The organism is Rhizobium sp. CFBP 13644 (assembly GCF_014842165.1).
GTDB lineage: Bacteria > Pseudomonadota > Alphaproteobacteria > Rhizobiales > Rhizobiaceae > Agrobacterium > Agrobacterium tumefaciens_C.
The window spans coordinates 233,445-254,766 of the sequence record NZ_JACYVF010000006.1 but is presented as its reverse complement, the minus strand read 5'-3'; the positions used below and the strand labels follow the sequence as shown (position 1 = coordinate 254,766).

Genomic DNA, 21,322 nt, shown 5'->3' with positions numbered 1-21,322 from the left:
TCCATCATGAGACTTGTCATTTTAGGAACAGGCGGCATGGCCAATACCCATGCCATGCACTTCTCGCTGATTTCAGGCGTTGAACTGGTTGCGGCTGTGGATGTGGACGATGTGGTCGTGCGTGCTTTCGCCGCCCGCCACAACATTCCATCGACCTACACCTCGCTCGACGATGCGATTGAATGGGGCGAATTCGATGCCGTGGCCAATGTCACGCCGGATGCGATCCACCATCCGACCAGCCTGAAGCTTCTGGCCGCAGGCAAGCATGTGTTCTGCGAAAAGCCTCTCGCCGAAACCTATGCCAAGGCCGCTGAGATGGCCGATGCTGCGGAAAAAGCCGGCCTCGTCGCCATGGTCAATCTGACCTATCGCAATGTGGCCCCGCTTCAGGTGGCGCGGCAGATGGTGCTGGAGGGCAAGATCGGCAAGCTACGGCATATGGAAGCCTCCTATCTTCAGAGCTGGCTAGTGTCCAAGGCCTGGGGCGACTGGATGACCGAGAGCAAATGGCTCTGGCGTCTGTCCACCAAGCATGGGTCGAACGGCGTGCTGGGCGATGTGGGCATCCACATTCTCGACTTCGCCTCCTATGGCGCAGGCAGCGATGTGGAACGCATTTTCACGCGCCTGAAAACCTTCGACAAATATGAAGGCAACAAGATCGACGTCTATGATCTCGACGCAAATGACAGTTTCACCATGACGGCGGAGCTGGAAAACGGAGCCATGGGCGTCATTCACGCCAGTCGCTGGGCAACAGGGCATCTCAACGAGCTACGGCTTCGCCTGCATGGCGACAAGGGAGCCGTCGAGGTGATCCACACGCCCGAATATTCCACCTTGCGTGGATGCCTGGGCGATGATGTCGAAAAGGCCGTCTGGCGCGACATCGAGGTGGACCCTGTCGAGACGAATTACGAGAAATTCGCACGCGCCGTGATGCAGGGCGGACCAGCCGACCCCGATTTCCGCCACGCCGCCAATCTCCAGAAGGTTCTCGACCTTTCCATCGTCACCGACCGCGAAAGACGCGAGATCGCCGTCTCGGCCTGACATATGGAAACTTGAAATCGAAGGGGCCGTTCACACGCGGCCCCTTTTTCGTTGCAAGAAAATTTCCCTTCCGTGAAAAAATCACGCGGTTCGGTCGTCTCTCCTTCATGGCACATCCAGGAGTTGGACGAGGAACCGCATGATGCAAGATCGACATTTTTCATCACCATCCCGACCTCGCTTTCCGATCAATCGCGGGCGGAACGTATAATGCCTGCTGCGTGGAAAGCTGCGGAGGCAGCCACATTTCAAAGCTTCGCCAATTGCTATATGCGCGAGATCGACGCGGGTGCGTCCGTCCATCATGACGTGTTCCCGCGCAAGATCGACAGCGTCGAATGGGTGCTGAGCGGCGAGCGCATGGTGATCAGGGCCGAGGTGACATCCGCCTCGCTGTGCGGCCCGCACCATTTTGGCCGCATATGGCAGCGTTCTCTATCGGAAACCGCCTGGCACGAATGGGCACCCATATCAGCCGTGCAGGCGCTGATGCGGGAGGCCTATCGCAAACCGGCGGTCGCGGGACGCGGCAATCTCAACCGCTGCGAAACCGAGCTTTTGCTGCGCGTGATGGACAGCCATCAGCAGATCAGCACCAATATAGAACATGCGCTGGAAAATGCCGACGAGCGCGATGATTTCATCGCGGCAGAACAATCTCTCGTCTACGGCCACTGGCTGCATCCAACGCCCAAAAGCCGGCAGGGCATGACATTCTGGCAGCAAAAGACCTATGCACCGGAATTCAACGGTCGTTTTCAGCTACATTATTTCGCAGCCAAGCGCCACCTGATCGCCCAAGCCTCCGCAACCAGCCAGTCTGCCGACGCGATCGTTGCAGAGCTTGCGGGGCCAGGCGCACGGGATTTGACCATCGACGATGATGAGATGCTTCTGCCGATGCACCCTTTGCAGGCGCAGGCTTTGATGCTTGATCCTGATATTGAAACCCTGATGCGCGATGGCAGCCTGCGGGCGCTGGGGCCTGCCGGTGCGGACTTCACCGCCACATCATCCGTTCGCACCGTCTGGAGCGATGAAGCCGAGTGGATGCTGAAATTCTCGCTCCCCGTTCGCATCACCAATTCGGTGAGGATCAACGGACGCGACGAGTTGGATGCAGGCGTTGCCATGGCACGGCTGATCGATGGTCTCGACCTTTCAGCAAACATGCCCTCATTCCGCATCATCAAGGATCCCGCCTTCATAACGCTCGATATTCCCGGCCGTAAAGAAAGCGGTTTCGAGACCATCTTCCGCGAAAACCCGTTCCGGGCAGAGGGCGCTGCGGGCATTGTCACGCTCGCTGCCTTGACGGCTGAGGCGCTTCCCGGTCGCCTTTCGCGCATGGAGCGGCTGATCCGTCGCGTTCACGCAACCGAGGCAGGCAGCATCGCATCCACCGCTCTCAACTGGTTCAGGACCTATGTTGACCGCGCCGTCCTGCCGGTCATCGATATCTACGAGAGATACGGCATCGCGCTGGAGGCCCACCAACAAAACAGCCTTCTGGACATCGGCAGCGGCTATCCGCGTATGGGATATTACCGGGACAATCAGGGTTTCTACCTTTCCGAAAAGCACCGGGCAGCGATTGCCGACATCGTGCCGGAAACGGAAACCATCAACTCCCTCTATTTCCCGGAAACGGATATTCGTGATCGCTTTGCCTATTACCTGATCGTCAATCAGGTGTTTTCCGTCATCAGCCGCTTGGCGCATGATGGGCTGGCCGAGGAAACGACACTGCTGGGTCTGCTGCGCGAGCGGCTAGGGAGCCATGCGCTTTCCATAAGCGGTCTCGGTCGCGATTTCATCCGGCACATCATCGACAATGGCGACATCGGCACCAAGGCCAATCTGGCAACCCGGCTGGCTGACATGGACGAACTGAGCTCGACTGTTGATCACGGGCTTTATCGCAAAATGCCGAACCCGCTGTCTGCAAGCGCAAGCATCATCACCGACACCGTGAGGCCCCATGCCCTTGCCTCTTGAAATCACCGCCACACCGCAGGACAGGGTCTTGCGGCAATTGGTGGCCGCAGCGCTGTTTGAAGGTCTGGTACCGTTCCGCATCGAGCCGGGCGACGTGCTGGTCTTTACCGTCGAGGGACAGGAATACCGCTGCAAGGCATCGCTTGGCACCTTTGGCCGTCCGCGTATTCTTGCCCACTCGGTCGAAGTGAAGATCGGTGACGGTGAGTGGGCACCGCCTTCGCTGGACATTATCGTCGAGGGCCTTCCCGGCAATGATGTGACCCGCAACAAACTACTGGGTGAACTCAACCACACGGCAACGCTCTGCCAATGGAATGAGGACAACATACTCTCGCGCAACCGTCGTGACATGGGCTTTGCGCAACTGGATGGGGCGATGCATGAGGGGCACCCTTACCATCCCTGTTTCAAGGCACGCTTTGGTTTCACCACCGCAGATAACCAGCGTTTCGGACCTGAGACGGCTGAGCCGTTCCAGCTTTTCTGGGCATTGCATGAGCGTAGCGATCTTCGCCAGCAACTTGACCTTGATGAGGCGGATTTTTGGCAGCGCGAATTGGGCGCGGACACATGGGGGCAGATCAATGCCGCCCGCCAGGCCAAAGATCTCAGCTGGCAAGACTTTGCGCTTGTGCCAATGCATCCATGGCAGTGGCAACGCTTGAAGGATGGAGCAGGTGCAGGTCTGATCGCTTCGGGCACAATCCATGGCCTCGGACATTTCGGCGACCGTTACATCGCCAGCCAATCCTTGCGAAGCCTGCACAATCTCGACCGACCGCTGGCGGCGAGCATCAAGCTGCCGCTTGAAGTCGTCAACACATCGTCCCTGCGCGTTCTCGATCCGCATTCCGTCTGCACCGCGCCTGTTTTGTCACGCTGGATCGGCGGGATGGTGGATGAGGACACCGCGTTTCGTGACGCATATCCTCTTGATATTCTGAGCGAATATGCAGGCATTCTGGCAGAGCATGAGGGCAATCTTTCAGGCCGCATCGGCGCCATCTGGCGCGAGAGTGCGCAGGCCAAGCTGCAACCCGGCGAAGAAGCTATTCCCTTCAACGCCCTGATGATGCTGGAAGCGGACCAGAAACCCTTCGTGGCACCGTGGATCGAGCAATTCGGCCTCATGCCGTGGCTGAACCGTCTTCTGGAGATTTCCGTTCTGCCGGTCTGGCACCTGCTCGTCCACCATGGTCTGGCGGTGGAAGCGCATGGCCAGAACATGCTGTTGGTGCACAAAAACGGCTGGCCGGTGCGGCTGATGCTGCGGGATTTCCACGAAAGCGTCGAGTTCTGCCCCTCCTTCCTGCGCGAGCTGGCAAAGGCTCCGGATTTCATGGCGCTGGATGCGCGTTATCGAAACGCCGAGCCGGACCAGTATTACTGGACGGACAATCTGGATTCCCTGCGCGAACTGGTGGTCGATACGCTGTTTGTCTATAATCTGGCAGAAATCGCCCATCTTTTCGAGCATGCCTACCAGCTTCCCGAGGCAAGCTTCTGGCAGCGGGTGCAGAGCCTGCTTGCAACCTACGCCGCGCAACATGGTGCGAGTGAACGTATGGCCGCACTTGGCTACGACGATCCAACCATCCGCACCGAATCTCTTCTCACCCGAAAATTGCTCGCTCGCGAGCCGGAATATCATCACACCGTGCCGAACTTCCTCGTGAGAGCTTCAGCCGAACGGAGGACGATGCCATGATGACCATTGGCGACCAGTTTTATGACAAGGCGCATTTCGACAGGCGATCCGCAGAGCTTGCCGCCTTGGCGGGCCTCTCAGGCTCCGTGCGTTACGCCGTGTGCTTTGCCGATACGGCTGAATGGCTCTCCCTGTTTTTTGCCATCCGGGATGCCGGTGCCAGCGTCCTGCCAATTCACCCCGGCACGCCCCTTGAGGCGGCAAAGAGACTCGCCTTGCAGGCGGGTTGCGAAAAGCTGTTTTACAACAGCTTTGCCGGTGAAATCCTTCCAGATAGCATTCCAGCCAGCGAAGGCGGCGAGTTGCTGCAAATGAGTTCTGGCACGACTGGCGCACCGAAACTGATTGCGCGGACCTGGAAGAGTATCGACGCCGAAATTGCCAGCTATGTGGAGACCTTCACCGCCTCCGCCACCATGACGCCCATCGTCGCCTGCCCGACAACCCATTCCTACGGGCTGATCTGCGGCATTCTGGTTGCCCTGCATCGCGGCATCGCCCCCATTGTGGTCGAAACCTCAAATCCGAAATATATCCTCAAAGTCATGCGCGAAACGGAGCGGCCCCTGCTCTATTCATCGCCCGCAGTCCTCCACATGCTGGCGCAGCTTCTTCCGGTGGGAGAAAAAATGCATGCAGCCATGACCTCAGGCACGCTTTTGCCAGAGCCCTGGTTCGTTCGCATTCGCGAAAAATGCGATAATCTGTTCCAGCAATATGGCTGCTCGGAAGCAGGCTGCGTTGCCATTAACCCGGATCTGACCGCAGCCCAGGACATGGGCTATGTTCTGCCGCATGTGACGGCCAAAGCAGGCGCAGAGCTCGACGCCGCATCGGAGATCGTCATCGACAAGGCCGATGGGCAGCCGATCCACACCCGCGACCTTGGCTATATCAGAGCCGATGGCATGCTGGTGTTCGTGTCGCGCATGGACGACATGATCAATGTCGCTGGCCTCAACGTCTATCCCAAAGACGTTGAAGATGCGGCAACCGCCATGCCCGGAATATCGGACGCCGTCGCCTTCCGCAAAAGCGATCGGTTTGCCGGAGAGCGCGTGGCCCTTCTCTACAGCGCCGAAACCGCGGTTTCGACCGCCACGTTGCGGGAATGGCTGAGCCAACAGCTGGCCAGCCATCAGTTGCCATCGGAAATGATCCAGGTGGCGGATATTCCCCGTCAGGCCAATGGCAAGATCAGCCGCCGTGATGTTGCCGCGCGCCATGCCGCCGGTGCATTTCTTCCCGCCCAGCCCGGAGTGGCATCATGACCCGTGACGATATCTATTCCGCCGTAAAAACCGTTCTTACCGACCATATGTCGCATCCGCACATGGATGGGTTCGGGCCAGATGCCCGCCTGAATGAAGATCTTTACCTGGATTCGGTTCTGGTGCTTCAGGTCTTCCTCAACCTTGAACTGGAATTTGGCCTTGCCATGCCGGAAAAGGCGATCTCGGGTGAGGACATCCAGACTGTCGATGATCTAGTGCGACTCTATCTGCCGGAGACCTCGTCTCTGCCTGTGCCGAGCTTTCCGCTGACCGGCGGCGACACCGATGAGGGCGTTCACGGCGAAGCCTATTACGACATCAAAGTGCACTGCTTCGTCAGCTGCGTCTGCGACGGGCTGAAGAAGCGCGGTCTCGATCACCGTGCCTTCTATTGCGGCATCTGGGACACAAAATTCGCCGTGAGTGACCGTTACCAGCTGCGCTATCACGCCAGCGACATAAGCCAGGAGTTCTTCCGCTCATGGTTTGAACGGCTCTACGGCGTCAAGATGCGCGAATGGTACGATCCTGCCTTGAGCAAGGCAGACAATCTGGCTGTGATGACTGAGTTGGTTCGCACACGCAAGGACACCGATTGCGTCATGGTGATGCTGGACATGTTCCACATGCCGGAGCGCGAAAACAAGTTCAACCAGAACCCGTTTCCGCATTATCTGATGCTGCAGGAAACCGGGGATGACGCAACATGGTTCGTCCATGATCCCGATTATCGCTGGGAAGGGGTGATGGAACGCGACAAGGTGATCCACGCCATTATGCAGCCCACGGTCGCCGGCGGTTATGTGTTTGATATTGCGCAGGCGCGGGCGCCTGACGCTGATGATCTCAGGGCCTATTTTGAAAGCTGCCTGATTGTTGAGCGAAACCCCATTGTGGACACTGTCCGGACCATCATTGCCGCCCATCTCAATGGTGAGAGTGGGCTAACCCTGTCTGATCTTGAGCTTGCTGTTCGTGAACTGCCCGTCCTCACCATTCGGAAATACGCCTATGAGCACGGCTTTGCCTTCTTCTGGCGCGCTTTGAAGCTGCCTTCTGCAGAATTCGAGACGTGGTGCGAAGAGATCGAAGCGCTCGTTCAGGCGCTCAAGACCCTTCACTATGCCTGCATGAAGCTTTCCCAGACACAAGACCCGGCGCAGGCGGCAGCCGTCCATGCGCAACTGGATGAGGCTGACCGCCTTGAGACAAAGCTGAAGACCAGACTTGGCGAGGTCTCCTCGCAATGGCGCGCGGAAAATTGTGTGCCGTCTGCGAGTGCTCAGCGGAGGCTGGCCGGTTGAACATTTCCCTATGCACGATCACCTTCCGCCACCAGCTGATCTCGCTTGGGGAAATTGCACGGTTTGCCCAACAAAGCGGGTTCGATGGCATCGAACTATGGGGCGCCCATGCCCGCAATCTCAAAGCCCAGACCGATAAGAATGCCGACTGGCTTCACAATTATGGACTCGTTGTTCCGATGATCAGCGATTACCTGCCGCTTGAGGGCGATATCGAGGTGCTGCGTGAGAGGACAGTCGAGCTTTGCCAACTCGCACGTCGCTGGAGAGCGGGCAAGATCCGGACATTTGCCGGGGGAAAGGCGAGCGCGAGCACATCACTCGAGGAACGCCGCCATCTCGTCGCGCGCCTGCGTGACGTTGCAGCCGTCGTTCAGCAGCATGGCGTGACCCTGTTGATCGAAACCCATCCCGATACGCTGGCCGACAGTGCGGTATCGACCATTCGGCTGCTGGAGGAGATCAACCACCCGGCAGTAGCAATCAATTTCGATGTTCTGCATGTTTGGGAGGCGGGGGATGATCCCGTGGCGCTTCACCGAGAGATCGGTGAATTCGTGCAGCATTATCATTTCAAGAACATCACCGAGCGCCGCCACCTGGCAGTTTTCAAACCCGGTAATGTCTATTCGGCGGCGGGTGATCGCACCGGCATGACACCCTTGTTCGAGGGCGCAATAGACTATGCAGCGCTGATCCCTGCCCTGGTCGATATGAAGCATGCCGACATTTCGCTTGAATGGTTCGGCGATGATCCCTCAAGAGTTCTCCGCGACGATTGCAAAGCCCTTCGCCGCGCAATGGGATTTGAAAACCCCTATGAACTAAGGGGAACAAGGCCCATCCGGCGCGCAAGGCCGTAAAGTTTTGAAATATGACTTTCTAGATCATGTTTTTGCTGTTAGAGAGTCGCTCCGCAGCGTCTTCACGACGCGTGAGCAACTTTTGGTCGATCTATCACCTATCGGAAGACAGCGTGCAAGAAGGACAGGCGAAGCAGAAACTGGATGTCAGCATTGATGCCGATACCCTTTTCATGGGGCATCGCGGGGCATTGATCAGCTATTCCGCACGCATTCTGGGCTCTCGGGATGCGGCTGAGGACATCGTCCAGGAAGCCTATCTGCGCTTCGGCAGCGCCCATTCTCCAACGCAGACTGCGCGTGAAGGGCTTGCCTATCTTTACCGCATCGTGCGCAATCTCTCTCTCGACATCGTCAAGCGCCGCAAGATTGAGCAGCGGGCGCAAAATGTTGACCCACCCTTCTGGATCGTTCCGCGCGCCACTGAAACGCCGGAGCAGACAACGATGTTCTGTGATGAAGTGCGCGTTGCCCAGCACGTTCTGGCCTCATTGCCGAGGGATATCCAGATCGCGGTGGAAATGCACCGGCATGGCGGCTGCACGCTGGAGGCCGTGGCCGAGCATCTGGGCATATCGGTTGCCACAGCCCACCGGCATGTCAAAACCGCCATGATGAAGATCGCCATCGCGCTTGACAGAAAAAATTCCTGAACTTCGCTATTCTTGCGAAAAATTCGCCCGTCTCAATCGTACTACACTCGATCAGCAAAGTCGGATAAGAGCTTTACAGGATCCGAAGCGGGTATGACGTGACGCGGCACAACCAAACAGATGAAGAACTGCTGGAAGAAGCGATGGACTGGTTTCTGCGCCTGCGCGAACCATCGCGCTCCAACAGTGATGACCTGGCTTTCGCAGCCTGGATGGGGCGATCTCCCACCCACCAGCGGGCATGGGCGAAAGCCTGTCGCACCTGGGAAATCATGGGGGAGACCACCCCGGTCAACCTTCCTGCCTGGCAGGCTCCGACACACAAACGCAACGCAAAAACGCGCCGCTTTGGCAAACGGCCAGCGCTCGGCATTGGCATTGCGGCCCTTGCGGCCTGTCTGCTCGCAATCGTGGTTGGCCCAACTGCCTTGACGCACTACGAGGCCGATTACACCACGACGACGGCACAAACACGCCGCATCGTTCTGGACGACGGCACAACGGTGGACATGAGCGCCGAAAGCGCAATCGCAGTCGATTTCTCAGGCCCTAAGCGGCGGGTTCGCCTGCTGGCCGGTGAAGCTTTCTTCGATGTTGAGCCTGATGCAAACAGGCCTTTCACCGTGGATGCGGGCGGCGAGCTTGATATCACCGTTGTCGGAACGGCCTTCGACGTCAACGTCACGCCACATCTTGCCAGCATTCAGCTCGCCCATGGGATTGTGGATCTTTCTGCGCGACAGACAGGCAGTTCGATGAGATTGCAACCGGGCGATTCCGTGTCGCTGGATCGCGTCAGCGGCGCGCTTTCCCGCACCAGCACAGATGTGGATGCCATTGCAGCCTGGCGGGACGGCAAGCTGTTCGTGCAGGATGTTTCCATTGCGACAGTGGTTGCAGAACTGCAGCGCTATCACCCCTCATGGATCACCGTTGCAAGCGGTGAACTGGGCGAACGCCGCGTGACCGGTCTCTACGATCTCTCCAATCCGGATCACGCGCTGGAAGCGCTGGTCAGCCCCTATGGTGCCAGGGTGCATCACATTTCACCGTATCTGCGCGTGCTGTCCTTCTTCTAATATTAAAATTCTCATAAGTTTTTTCGCAAGCCTGTGAAAAATCCTCTCCCGACGATCGTCTCTACCTCATGTGCAAGCAGGGGGCTTGCTGAGTAAGCGTATAGGAGACGGGGCGGCATGGCGCTTCAGGTAAACGGGGAACGTTCGGGTCAATCGAGCCGGGGTCAGGTTCTGGCACTGCGGCTGATGGCATCGGTGGCCTTCGCCACGGTCACATTGGCGCACATGCCAGCAGCACATGCGCAGAGCGCACAGCAGAACTACAATATTCCAGCCCAGCCACTGGCTTCGGCACTGAATGCTTTCGGCAGACAGTCCGGTTTGCAGGTGTCTCTTGCCGCCGCCACATCGCAAGGCCTGACATCCCGCGCCGTTTCCGGCAATTTGTCGGAGCAGGCCGCGCTGGCACAGCTTCTGGCCGGCACCGGCATTTCCTACAGTATTTCCAATGGAACCGCCGTGATCGGACGCGCGGCCAGCGCACCGGTTGCCGCCTCCGATGGCAGCACCGTTCTTGCGCCAATCGTCGTGCAGGGTCAGTCCACTGGCCAGGGCGGCGTGAGCGAAACCGTGATTGGGCAGCAACAGCTGGAGCGGATCAACCCGACAAGCGTGGCAGACGTGTTCCGCGAGGAAGCCGGTATTCAGGTTGGCAGCTCGCTGCCCATGTCGCAGAAAGTCTACGTCCACGGCGTCGAGGAAACCAACCTCGCCGTCAGCATCGATGGTGCCCGCCAGAACAACAAGGTCTTCCACCACAACGCGACAAACATCATCGATCCGTCTATCCTCAAGGCTGTGGATGTGGATGCGGGCATCGCGCCCGCAGATGCAGGCCCCGGCGCGCTCGCAGGCGCGATCAACTACGAGACCCGGGACGCGAAAGACCTTCTGCCAGACGGAAAGACATTCGGCGGCTTCGTCACCTCGACCTACAATTTCAACAGCGAAACTGTTGTGACCGGCCTTTCGGCCTACGGCATGAAGGACGGCTTCGATTATCTCGGCTATGTCACTTACGGCAAGGGAAATGAGTTTGATGGCGGCAATGGCAATGTCGTCGAGGGAACCGAGACCAACCTCATCAGCGGGCTGGGCAAGGTGGGATACGAATTTGAAAGCGGTGATCGCTTCGAGATCAGCCATGATCGCGTGGTCGATGACGCACCGCGTCCTTACCGCGCCAATGCGGGATTTGTTGTCGCGCGCCCTTGGGAACCGCGCATTCGTGACTATCGCCTTGAACGACAGAACACGGTCTTCACCTATACGGACGAAACACCAGAAGGCTGGTGGGACCCAAAGCTGATGCTGGCCTACGGTTCAACCGAAGTCACTTTGCCGATCTACAGTGCGGCGGGACGACTTCAAGACGACATCGGCAAGACCTCTACATTCAACGGAAAATTCGAAAACAAGTTCTCGTTCGATATTGGCAATGTCGTCGCTGGTTTCGACTTCTACAATGACCGGGCATCGCTGAAAGATCCAGCCGATGCTGGTCGCGAAAGAGCCAGCAACATCGGCATCTATGCGCAAGCGCGACTTGAGCCTTGGGACAACACGCGGATTTCCTTCGGTGGCCGTGCCGACCAGCAATGGTTCACTGGCGTCAACGATAGTGATTTCAACAATAATGGACTGAGCTTCAACATTTCAGGTGAATATGATCTGACGGAGATCTTCACCGCGAAAGCTGGCTTCTCCCATGTCTGGGCTGGCATCCCGTTGGCAGAGAACTTCATCATCAATCCTAGCTGGAACTATGGCGCAGATGGTCCCGAGCCCGTCACGGCCAACAATTACCTGGTCGGGCTGGAAGCAGAACATAATGGCTTCACGGCAGAAGCAAACCTGTTCCGCACCGACATTGATGCTGCTCGCGTTCCGAGCTACCGGACGCCTCTCACAGGTGCTCTGATCAATCGAAATCTAACCTCCACGGGCTTTGAAGTTGGTGCCGGCTATGAATGGACGAGCTCGTATGTGAAGGTGAAGTACGCCCACATCGATGTCGACGTAAACGGTGCGCCTGCTGATTCCGACAGCGGCAATTATCTCGCCACACCCGGCGGCGATATCATTACCCTCACCGCCGCTCATACATTCGACCAGTGGAACCTGACCATTGGAGGCGATATCGAGATCGCACCGGAATATGACCATGTCGCTGCCGGCACCGCACCTTATAAATCCTACGAGGTCGTCAATCTCTTCACGGAATGGAAGCCGGAGCAGTTGCAGAACTTCACCTTCCGTGCGGAAGTGAAGAACGTTCTGGATGAGAGCTATTCTGATCGTGCAACCTATGGGCAGGAATTTGGCAATGTTACGCCTCTTTATGAACCGGGCCGTAGCTTCCTGATCACAGCCAAGGCAACGTTCTGACCCCATGGAGACCCAAGTGCCACCGGTGGGTTATCCGGTGGCACACAAAAGGAGAATGCGATGATGGAAACCCTGGCGAAACTGCAAACCGAGCATGCGGGTAAATACATCGCGCAATTGTGCAAGCATTTTGCCCACAAGGTCGATGTCTCCCACACTGACGGCCATGGCGAGTGCCGGTTCACCTGCGGCACCGCGACCATGGATGCGGATGCCGATATGCTTAAGATCCGCGTCACGGCTGCGGATGAGGAACAGGTCAAGGAAACGCAACACGTTATCGAAAGTCACCTCTTGCGGTTTGCCTTTCGCGAAGAACTCCAGCCTCTGCAATGGTTGCCGTCCGCGCAAGAAGGCGCAGCCGAGGCATGAGAGCGATGCGGTTCTGGCAGCTTTTCCTCGTCTTCGGCCTGCTCGCAAGCGCTGCCGTAGCAGCCGAGATCAACACGGCGCGTGGACCGGTCGACATTCCTGACCAGCCGCAACGCGTGGCGGTCTTTGATCTCGCCGCACTCGACACGCTGGACCGTCTCGGCATCAAGCCCGCAGGCGTGCCAAAGAACCTCTATCTTCCGCAACTAGAACACCTCAAGGCAAATGCCGAACCCGTCGGTGATATTTTCGAGCCAGATCTGGAAGCGCTGAGTTCGCTCGCCCCCGATCTGATCATGCTGGGTGGCCGCTCGTCACCCAAACTGGCCTCCACCTCCCGTGTTGCCACCAGCATCGACATGACGATGGAAGGTGATGATCTGGTGGACCAGGCAAAGCTTCGCCTTGCCGATTACGGCAAAATATTCGGCAAGGAGGCTGAAGCACAGGCCATTGCGACGGAGCTGGATGGCGAGATAAAGGCAACGCGGGCGGCTGTTGCGGGCAAAGGCAACGCCCTGATCATCATGACGAACGGTCCGAAAGTGACCGCTTATGGTGCCGGTTCACGCTTTGGCTGGGTTCATGCCACGCTATCCCTTCCCCCTGCCGTCAATGCCATGGAAGCGGTCACCCATGGTGAGGCGGTGTCCTTCGAATTTATTCACAAGGCAAACCCGGACTGGCTTTTCGTGGTGGATCGGGCAGCGGCCATCGGATCGGGCGAACAGGGTGCGCGTGCCACGCTGGATAATGAACTGGTTGCCGCAACGACGGCGTGGCGCAAAGGTCAGGTTGTTTACCTGCCATCGGCCGATTTCTACATCGCCGCCGGTGGCATTCAGGCCACGCAGCGAGTGCTTGCCACCATCAGAGAGGCCTTTTTTGCCGCACAATGATGGTATCTGACAACCCAAACCGGAAATGGCTGCTTGGACTGGCGGGCTTCGTGCTCGCCTTTCTGTGTTTCGTCAGCCTCCTGATTGGCGCGGGCGATGTCTCGATATCCACCGTGTGGACGTCTTCCGGGCAGGGAGAGCTGCTGGCAATCAGCCGTCTGCCACGCACCTTGGCCGCGGTTCTGGCCGGTGCCGCTCTGGCGATTGCAGGCCTTATCATGCAGGCCATAGCCCGCAACCGCTTTGTCGAACCGGCAACGGCTGGCACCGCTCAATCCGCGGAACTTGGCATCCTCCTTGTCACATTTCTATGGCCATCCGCGACATTGGGCTTCAAGACGCTGGTTGCAAGCGCTGCCGCCCTTACAGGGACGAGCCTGTTCCTCATGACCGCGCACCGTCTGCCGCCCACCCAGCCATACCTCGTGCCGTTGTTCGGGTTGGTCTATGGCGGCGTGATCGGTGCTGCTGCCACCTTCATCGCCTGGCAGGCCGATCTCCTTCAATATCTATCGGTCTGGAGCAATGGCGATTTTTCCGGCGTCCTGCGCGGTCGCTATGAAATGCTGTGGCTGGGAGCGCTGCTGGTGGCAGCCGCCTGGGTGATTGCCGACCGCCTGACCGTCATGGCGCTTGGGCGGGAAACCAGCATCGGTCTTGGCATAGACTACCCGCGCATGCTGCAAATCGGCCTTGTCATCATCTCCATCATTTCAGCGGTGACCGTTGTCGTCATCGGCATTATCCCATTCGTCGGCCTTGTCGTCCCCAACCTTGTGTCGAGGCTGATGGGCGACAATATGCGTGCCACACTGCCTGTCACGGCACTATCAGGGGCCATTCTGACCCTGAGCTGCGACATCTTGGGCCGGGTGATGCGGTTCCCCTATGAAATCCCGGTCGGCACCGTCATGGGCGTGGTCGGGGCGCTTTTGTTGCTGCTCCTGCTTTTTCGGCGGCGCAGCGATGCTTAAACGTCCGATGATCCTTCTCAGCCTGCTGTCGCTTGTCAGCATCGTCTGTTTCATGACGATCGGCCTGCGTGGAAACCTCGCCTTTGTGCTCAGCCTGCGGGCAGTCAAGCTTGCGGCGCTGATTGAAGTGGGCGTCGCCATCGCCATTTCCACCGTGGTCTTTCAGACGGTTACGGCCAACCGCATTCTGACGCCTTCCATCATGGGCATTGATGCGCTTTACGTGTTCGGGCAGATCCTGCTCGTCTTTCTGTTTGGCGGGCTTGCCTATACGACGATGGATGCGCGGCTGAAATTCGTCGGTGAAATCATTCTGCTTATGGCCCTGACCTGCGGCCTCGTTCTGCCGGTGCTGCGGGCGCGCTTCGATATGGGGCTGATGCTGCTATCCGGTATCGTCGTCGGCGTTCTATTTCGCAGCCTCCATTCGCTGCTATCGCGCCTGATAGACCCCAATGATTTTGCCGTCGTGCAGGGGGGAAGCTTTGCCAATTTCAACGATGTGAACACCGAGCTTCTGGCTGTCGCATCGCTGATCACCGCAGGCGCGCTGATCTGGACATGGCGGGCACGCCATGTTCTCGACATCGTCGCACTTGGGCGCGATACCGCAATCGGCCTCGGCATCGAGTGGCAAAAGACCCAGATCCTCTGCCTTATGATGGTTTCACTGCTGGTTGCCGTTTCCACCGCGCTGGTTGGGCCCGTTGCCTTTCTCGGTCTTCTATTCGTGGCGCTTGCGGAACGGATCGTCCAGTCCAGACGGCATGCGGTGCTGATCCCTGCCGCCGCCCTCATCTCCATCATAGTGCTGACGGGCGGGCAGACGCTGTTCCAACATGGCTTGGGCAACAGTTCGACCCTTGGCGTTGTCATCGAGTTTACCGGTGGCATCGTCTTTCTCATCCTCCTCTGGCGCGGGAGCCGCAGATGATCCGCATCGACCATGTCTCGCTGCAATATGGCGCAGCCCGGATTTTGAAGGATGTTTCCCTCACCATTCCCAAGGGCGGCATTACCGCGCTGATCGGGCCGAATGGCGCGGGAAAATCGTCGCTGCTGGGGCTGATTGCCCGTCTCCAGCCCTTGCAGGAGGGGTCGATCAGCATTGATGACCTGCCGATCGCTTCCACACCATCTAGGGAGCTTGCGAAAAAACTTGCCATTCTGCGGCAGGACAACCAGGTCGCAAGCCGGTTGACGGTGAAAGAACTGGTTGGTTTCGGGCGGTTTCCGCACAATCGCGGTCATCAGACGCAAGCAGATCGTCAGATGGTCGAAGAAGCGCTCCAGCTTTTTGATCTGTCTGATTTATCCGGCCGGTTTCTGGAAACGCTCTCCGGCGGGCAACGCCAGCGGGCGCTTGTGGCGATGGCGTTTTGTCAGGATACGGATTATCTGCTGCTGGACGAACCGCTGAACAATCTCGACATGTATTTCGCACGCGAACTGATGCAATCCCTGCGCAAAATTGCCGATCAGGACCGCAAGACCATCATCATCGTTCTGCATGACATCAACTATGCCAGCGGATTTGCCGACCGGATGATTGCGATGCGCGCCGGTGAGATCGTTGCCGATGGCGCACCGAAGGCGCTGATGACATCGGAAACGTTGGAAACGATCTACGGCTTCGCGATTCCCGTTGCGCAGGTTGGCCAGCAGCGCATCGCCATGCCGTTCATGGCAGGGCCTTACAACGTCAATTAGTGTACGACCACATCGTCATCCGTCAGGAAGCTGCGAATGCCGTCCTTTTCGCAGGTTGCCAGAAATTCTTCCCAGGCATCCTTGTCGGTGGCGAAGGGTTCTTCCCATGTTGTCACGTCATCTTCTTCACTGACGACTTCCAGCGTCCAGTCATTGTTGGTGCCGGCAGGGCGAAAAATATCGACCAGCACCGTCACGCCGTCATCCTCGAACTCTCCCGAAAATTCGGAATGTTCCAGTTTCTGTTTCTTCTCCATCGAACTCTCCGGTCAAAATGTGCTTGGTCTGGGCATGCAATGCCAAGGCGCCCCTGTTTTATCAAGGGTAAATAATAGCGAATGGGTCAGGACTTTGTAAGAGACGACGGCGCATTCGACGATGCTTTGGTTGGTCGGCACGACGTCCAGCACGCCCTCAAGCGCCGCAGCTGCATTAGCGTAGATTGTCTGAATTCAATCGCAAATAATGACCCTACCCACCCATTGCGACAGTTTACTCAACGCCGATCCATTCACCGGCACTTCTGCTGAGGTTTATTAGCTGAACTGCTTTTGAACGCTTCGCTTCATTCCGGTCAGGCTTGGGCCGCGCACGGTTCTGTAACGGGCGGCGACAAGATTATAGGTGCCGAACGCAGCCAGACCAACAGCGATCACGACGAAGATGATAGCGCCGCCGGGCAATTGGCGCAGCCACTCCATCGCGTCGCCCATTCCCCCTGCCTGCTCCGGGTTCACCTTGAAGCCCGCATAGGCAAAGAGAAAGCCGACGACCGCGAAGACGACGCCTCGTGCCGCAAGGCCGTAAATGCAGACATAAGTCAGCCAGCTGACATGGGCCGGTATCGTGATGTATTTCTCGAATTTGCGCATCACGCCCTTAAGAAGCGTAACGACGCCACCCGCGATGAAGCCTAACCCGACAGCGATGGCGAGATATGAACCAAATGGCTGGGACATGATCAATGCCGCCATTCCACGCTCTCCGCCACCCTCACTTGCACCTCCAAACAGAGCCTGGCTGACTGCATAGGCTCCAAGACCGATGTAGGTCACGGCACTTCCGAGCAGACTGGCTCTAATCAACAAAGCTTTGCCATCCGTTCCATGGCCGTCACTATCGGCGAGCGACTGAGCAAAACGCCATGCAACGAAGCAGAAAAGCCCAATTCCAATCAGCCCTACCCAGATTTTGCCGAAGGGCTGATCCAGCAGCGACGATATCGCCGATTTGCTGTCCGGCTGGCCACCGACCACGCTGGAAAATAGCGCCAAACCAGCCACGAGCAGGAACACGATGCCTCGCGCAGCATAGCCAAGCTTTGCGAGCATCTCAAAACGAAGTTCCTGTGGCACTGGCTGTCTCCCTGGGCTGCATCCTTGAGGTGCTAACGCCAGAGACGCAGAAAGGTTGTGGAGGTCAGTAAAATTACTGGCTTCTGACGTCTCGCCACAGGTCATTTCACCCACTGTTTCTGGCAAAACTCACGCTTTGAAACATTTGGTCACGTAAAATGACTTCCTATTTGGGTCAGGGCCGGGCATGTGATGATCAAAGCTCTCACGAGCATTCACACGACAACAGATGTAGCAAAGAGCTGACACCATGGAAAATCCGCTTGCACTGACGCAGCGTTCCGAAAACAGCCTTTTTCGCGAAGGCGATGTTTTCGTTCTATTCGGCGAATTGTTTGGCCGCGGTTACGCAACGGGCCAGATTGAGCAGGCCCGCGCCGCCGGAATGGACATTGTCGGAATTACCGTCGGTCGCCGTGACGAAAACAACAATTTGCGCCCGCTGAACGCAGACGAGCTTGCAGAAGCAGAAGCGCGCCTTGGCGGCAAAATCATCAATGTGCCGCTGATGGCCGGTTTTGATCTGGATGCTCCAGCAGGCGGCCCGACACCAACAGATCTCGTGGCAAAGATGACGCTTGAGAGCTGGCAGAGTGACAAGCTGGACTGGGATTACATCGAGCAATGCCGCCAGCTGGCGACGACACGGTTCAAGAATGCGCTGACCGAAGTCATGTCCATTCTAGACGGCATGATTCCCGCTGGTCGCAACGTGCTGTTTGCGCACACGATGGCTGGTGGCATTCCAAAGGCCAAGGTTTTCCTCGCCATTGCCAACCGCATCTACAAGGGCCGCGGTGCACGTCACATGTCGTCGCAGACCTTGCTCGATAGCGATCTGGGCAAGCTCATCCTGCAGAATTTCGATGAGGTTTCGGCCAACACCTTCGGCCACCTGATCGAACATAGTGCATCGATTCGCGCCCGCGTCGAAGCCGGTGGCCATCAGGTGCGTTACACCGCCTATGGATATCACGGAACGGCGATCCTGATCGACGGGCAGTACCGTTGGCAGACCTACACCAACTACACGCAGGGCTATGCCAAGATGCGGTTGGAAAAGATCGCGACAGACGCATGGGCAGCTGGCGTCAAGGCAACCGTCTACAATTGCCCAGAAATTCGCACCAACTCCTCTGACGTCTTTACAGGCATCGAGCTGCCTTTGATTCCTTTGCTGCTTGCGCTGAAAAAGGAAAATGGTGGCGCCTGGGTTGAAGAGCAGTGGAAGGCTTGCGAAGCGCTTCTGGCCGATGGCTTCACGATGAATGACGTTCTGCAGAAGATCAAAGACATGCAGGCCAGCGACGTTATGCGCCCCTTCTATGATTTCACCGCATGGCCCATGCCCAACAGTCAGGCTCAGGCTGATCTCACGATCGGCACCTCAAATGAAATCACCCAGATGCACCGCGACAACAAGGCGATGATCAGCGATGTGCTGAGCAGTCTCGTTGTCGAGGCAACCGGCCAGCTGATTTTCGGAAATTCATCCGATCCACGCGGTCCGGTGCAGTGGCTGAACCATGACATCGTTGCCCAGCAGCTGAACGCGACACGCGGTTACGCAAAGCCCTCAGCGACAGCGCCATCCCAGACAGAGATGGCCTGACGAAGCGCTGTTGCCGGTTGCGGCAACAGCCTCACCTATCTTCCCTAGCCTGCGCGGCCGCAATTTTGCGGCCTCATTGTTCTGGTCATTACGATCATCAACTCCTATCCGGCACAAAACCGTGGCAAGCACTGGTCTAAGCCATTCGAACATGGCGACCCCTGCCCCGCATCATTGTCTGGGTTAAGCCCGAAGCGGCCATTGGGCGCCGCAGAAATCAAACGCGACACGCCAATACACGCACTGAGCTTCACAATGCGCTGAATATCAGATGTGATGTGCCGTTCGATGTATTGCGCACAGAATATCCTTTGAGATCAACCACACCTCTGACAACCCGCCGCATGTTGGAAAAGCTGTCGAAGGTCACCGTATCCACCGGCTCATCGAAACGTACCGTCACAGAATAGTGTGAGCCAGAGCACGACAATGCGGTGATTTCGCCCTTGAAGGCCTGCCCGAGATACCACCCCAGCACCCTTTGCTGACAATGAAACGGAGCCGGAGCCGAATCCGACTTGGCCAGTCTGGCAGACAAGGTGTTCCAGTCGCGCGCACCGTTCTGCCGGGCGACGAGCTCCAATGCCTGGGCGTGGCCTAAGACTGTACCGTCCTCGGCAAGGCCGCGCCTGAGAGATTTTGCATGCGCCTTAGCCTCTTCGATGGTTCTGACTGTCATGACACATTCTCCACGGCGTTGAGTCCGATACCTGAGGCTCCATGCGCCTTCAGCGCAGTGGCAAGCAAAAGAGCTGCGATGATTGCGGTTACCGCATCGGCAAGCGGAAAGGCGAACCAGATCGCATCCGCGCCCAAAATTGCCCCAGTGGCTGCGCTCAGGACAGGCAAGAGCACAAAAGGTTTGATCATGGTAAAAAGAGCAGCGCGGTCTGGTTGGCCAATGGCCTGAAAATAGAGGCCAAGCACGAGAACTGGTCCGGAGAAAAGATAGATCGCAGCCATCGGCCGAAGCATGCGACCCAGTTCTTCGCTGACATGCGGATCGGCGACAAAGGCTGCTCCCACAACGCTACCCTCGCTCAACAGCAAAACCTCGACAGAAAGACAGTAAAGCAGTGCTGTCGCTGCGGCGATGCGCAGAACCGCATCCGAACGGGTGTAGAGACGCGCACCCACATTGTGGCCGACGATGCTCTGCATTGCCATAGCGATAGCCATGATTGGCAAGAAGGCAAAGCCGAATATACGTGTCACGATGCCATAGGCGGCGATGCTCGTGGCATAATCAGCGCTACCAGCAAGACGTAAGGTGAGAACCACGCTGGCGGACGAAAAGGCTATTCCGATGAAACACAGGCTAACCGGCGCCCCCAGCGCAACAATCTGCCTCCAACCGACGGTCCATCGGTTCTGCCACAGGCTGTTGAGCTGCAACATGCCGGAGAGGAACGGGCGCAACCCCGCCAGAAGCACTAGTCCCAGCGCCTGCGCCAGAACCGTGCCCGTGGCAGAACCGGCCACGCCCAGCTCCAGCACCACGACAAGGATGTAGTTCAGCAGAATGTTGATAAGCGTAACCCCGACCGATAGGAGCGCCATCGCCCCCGCCTTGCCTTCATTTCTCCAGGCATCGGCGTGAACACCCAACAGGAACTGGACCGGTGTCGCGCATAGGGAGATGGCCAGAAAGGTCCAGACCATGTCAGCCACCGGGCCGTCGGAGCCGGAAATGTGCTGGGCGAAACTCCACCCGCACATGAGGAAGGCGACAATCAGCATCGACGCGATCATCAACGCAAGTCCATGAGCGCTGGCAAAAGTGGCATTGGCTGCATCGCGGTCATTGGCACCAAGCTGTCGAGCCAGCAGGCTCGACATTCCACCGCTGACAAGGCTCGAAAGCGCGATTGTCAACATCAGGACCGGAAAGGCCATACCGACGGCCGCGATGGCTTGGGCGCCGACAAAATGCCCCAGAAAGATAGCGTCGATGGTACCCAGCATTCCGTTCATAACCATGATGGCGATCATAGGCAGTGCTGTGGCTACAAAAATCCTGCCTGGAGAGGCAGTTAGAAAGCGGTTTTCGGGCGATGGTCGCAAAGACATCACT

19 protein-coding genes are annotated in these 21,322 nt (G+C 57.7%); 15 read left to right on the top strand and 4 right to left on the bottom strand.

What is annotated here, in order from left to right; translation table 11 throughout:
• Positions 1–6 precede the first annotated feature (6 nt).
• The 14 genes from IFT53_RS16490 to IFT53_RS16425 all read left to right on the top strand — a co-directional run bounded on the left by IFT53_RS16490 (position 7) and on the right by IFT53_RS16425 (position 16,281).
• Positions 7–1,056 (top strand): Gfo/Idh/MocA family protein, encoded by a 1,050-nt coding sequence (locus IFT53_RS16490; RefSeq protein WP_192065983.1) that lies wholly within the window; start codon positions 7–9, stop codon positions 1,054–1,056.
• 72 nt (positions 1,057–1,128) lie between these two features.
• Positions 1,129–3,054, top strand: a complete 1,926-nt coding sequence (locus IFT53_RS16485; RefSeq protein WP_342365818.1) for an IucA/IucC family protein — start codon at positions 1,129–1,131, stop codon at positions 3,052–3,054.
• On the top strand, positions 3,038–4,765 hold the full coding sequence (locus tag IFT53_RS16480) for an IucA/IucC family protein (protein WP_192065985.1): 1,728 nt from the start codon (positions 3,038–3,040) through the stop codon (positions 4,763–4,765). The genes IFT53_RS16485 and IFT53_RS16480 overlap by 17 nt, the downstream gene beginning before the upstream one ends.
• A complete protein-coding gene (locus IFT53_RS16475) occupies positions 4,762–6,036 on the top strand; it encodes an AMP-binding protein (RefSeq protein WP_192065987.1) in 1,275 nt (424 codons plus the stop codon). The genes IFT53_RS16480 and IFT53_RS16475 overlap by 4 nt, the downstream gene beginning before the upstream one ends.
• Positions 6,033–7,343 carry a DUF6005 family protein gene (locus IFT53_RS16470; protein ID WP_192065988.1) on the top strand — a complete coding sequence of 437 codons (1,311 nt, stop codon included), beginning with the start codon at positions 6,033–6,035 and terminating at the stop codon, positions 7,341–7,343. Before IFT53_RS16475 ends, IFT53_RS16470 begins: the two co-directional genes overlap by 4 nt.
• The gene (locus tag IFT53_RS16465) at positions 7,340–8,206 is read left to right on the top strand and encodes a sugar phosphate isomerase/epimerase family protein (RefSeq protein WP_192065991.1); all 867 of its coding nucleotides are present in this window, start codon (positions 7,340–7,342) and stop codon (positions 8,204–8,206) included. Before IFT53_RS16470 ends, IFT53_RS16465 begins: the two co-directional genes overlap by 4 nt.
• 113 nt (positions 8,207–8,319) lie before the next feature.
• Complete coding sequence (locus tag IFT53_RS16460) at positions 8,320–8,859, top strand: RNA polymerase sigma factor (RefSeq protein ID WP_236727908.1); 540 nt, start codon at positions 8,320–8,322, stop codon at positions 8,857–8,859.
• Between the two features lie 98 nt (positions 8,860–8,957).
• Positions 8,958–9,938 (top strand): FecR family protein, encoded by a 981-nt coding sequence (locus IFT53_RS16455; protein ID WP_192065992.1) that lies wholly within the window; start codon positions 8,958–8,960, stop codon positions 9,936–9,938.
• 117 nt (positions 9,939–10,055) lie between these two features.
• Positions 10,056–12,326 (top strand): TonB-dependent receptor, encoded by a 2,271-nt coding sequence (locus IFT53_RS16450; RefSeq protein ID WP_192065994.1) that lies wholly within the window; start codon positions 10,056–10,058, stop codon positions 12,324–12,326.
• A gap of 60 nt (positions 12,327–12,386) precedes the next feature.
• On the top strand, positions 12,387–12,698 hold the full coding sequence (locus IFT53_RS16445; RefSeq protein ID WP_192065996.1) for a DUF2218 domain-containing protein: 312 nt from the start codon (positions 12,387–12,389) through the stop codon (positions 12,696–12,698).
• 5 nt (positions 12,699–12,703) lie between these two features.
• Positions 12,704–13,597, top strand: a complete 894-nt coding sequence (locus IFT53_RS16440) for a siderophore ABC transporter substrate-binding protein (RefSeq protein WP_244656547.1) — start codon at positions 12,704–12,706, stop codon at positions 13,595–13,597.
• On the top strand, positions 13,594–14,571 hold the full coding sequence (locus tag IFT53_RS16435; protein WP_192065999.1) for an ABC transporter permease: 978 nt from the start codon (positions 13,594–13,596) through the stop codon (positions 14,569–14,571). The genes IFT53_RS16440 and IFT53_RS16435 overlap by 4 nt, the downstream gene beginning before the upstream one ends.
• Complete coding sequence (locus IFT53_RS16430; protein WP_192066001.1) at positions 14,564–15,505, top strand: iron chelate uptake ABC transporter family permease subunit; 942 nt, start codon at positions 14,564–14,566, stop codon at positions 15,503–15,505. The genes IFT53_RS16435 and IFT53_RS16430 overlap by 8 nt, the downstream gene beginning before the upstream one ends.
• Complete coding sequence (locus IFT53_RS16425; RefSeq protein WP_192066003.1) at positions 15,502–16,281, top strand: iron ABC transporter ATP-binding protein; 780 nt, start codon at positions 15,502–15,504, stop codon at positions 16,279–16,281. Before IFT53_RS16430 ends, IFT53_RS16425 begins: the two co-directional genes overlap by 4 nt.
• Here IFT53_RS16425 and IFT53_RS16420 read toward each other — a convergent pair.
• Together IFT53_RS16420 and IFT53_RS16415 are read right to left on the bottom strand one after the other, a co-directional pair.
• Positions 16,278–16,538: a hypothetical protein gene (locus tag IFT53_RS16420; protein ID WP_192066005.1), complete on the bottom strand. Its 261-nt coding sequence runs from the start codon at positions 16,536–16,538 to the stop codon at positions 16,278–16,280. The two genes, IFT53_RS16425 and IFT53_RS16420, sit on opposite strands and share 4 nt — an antisense overlap.
• Positions 16,539–16,817: 279 nt before the next feature.
• Positions 16,818–17,612 (bottom strand): DUF1206 domain-containing protein, encoded by a 795-nt coding sequence (locus IFT53_RS16415; RefSeq protein ID WP_244656361.1) that lies wholly within the window; start codon positions 17,610–17,612, stop codon positions 16,818–16,820.
• Positions 17,613–17,886: 274 nt separating this feature from the next.
• On the opposite strand from IFT53_RS16415, the gene IFT53_RS16410 reads away from it, so the two are divergent.
• Positions 17,887–19,248, top strand: coding sequence for an enoyl ACP reductase FabMG family protein (locus IFT53_RS16410; protein WP_192066008.1), 1,362 nt, complete (start codon positions 17,887–17,889; stop codon positions 19,246–19,248).
• Between the two features lie 250 nt (positions 19,249–19,498).
• Here IFT53_RS16410 and IFT53_RS16405 read toward each other — a convergent pair whose 3' ends face one another.
• Positions 19,499–19,927 (bottom strand): glyoxalase superfamily protein, encoded by a 429-nt coding sequence (locus tag IFT53_RS16405; protein ID WP_192066010.1) that lies wholly within the window; start codon positions 19,925–19,927, stop codon positions 19,499–19,501.
• The gene (locus IFT53_RS16400; RefSeq protein WP_192066011.1) at positions 19,924–21,318 is read right to left on the bottom strand and encodes an MATE family efflux transporter; all 1,395 of its coding nucleotides are present in this window, start codon (positions 21,316–21,318) and stop codon (positions 19,924–19,926) included. Before IFT53_RS16400 ends, IFT53_RS16405 begins: the two co-directional genes overlap by 4 nt.
• Positions 21,319–21,322: the final 4 nt, after the last annotated feature.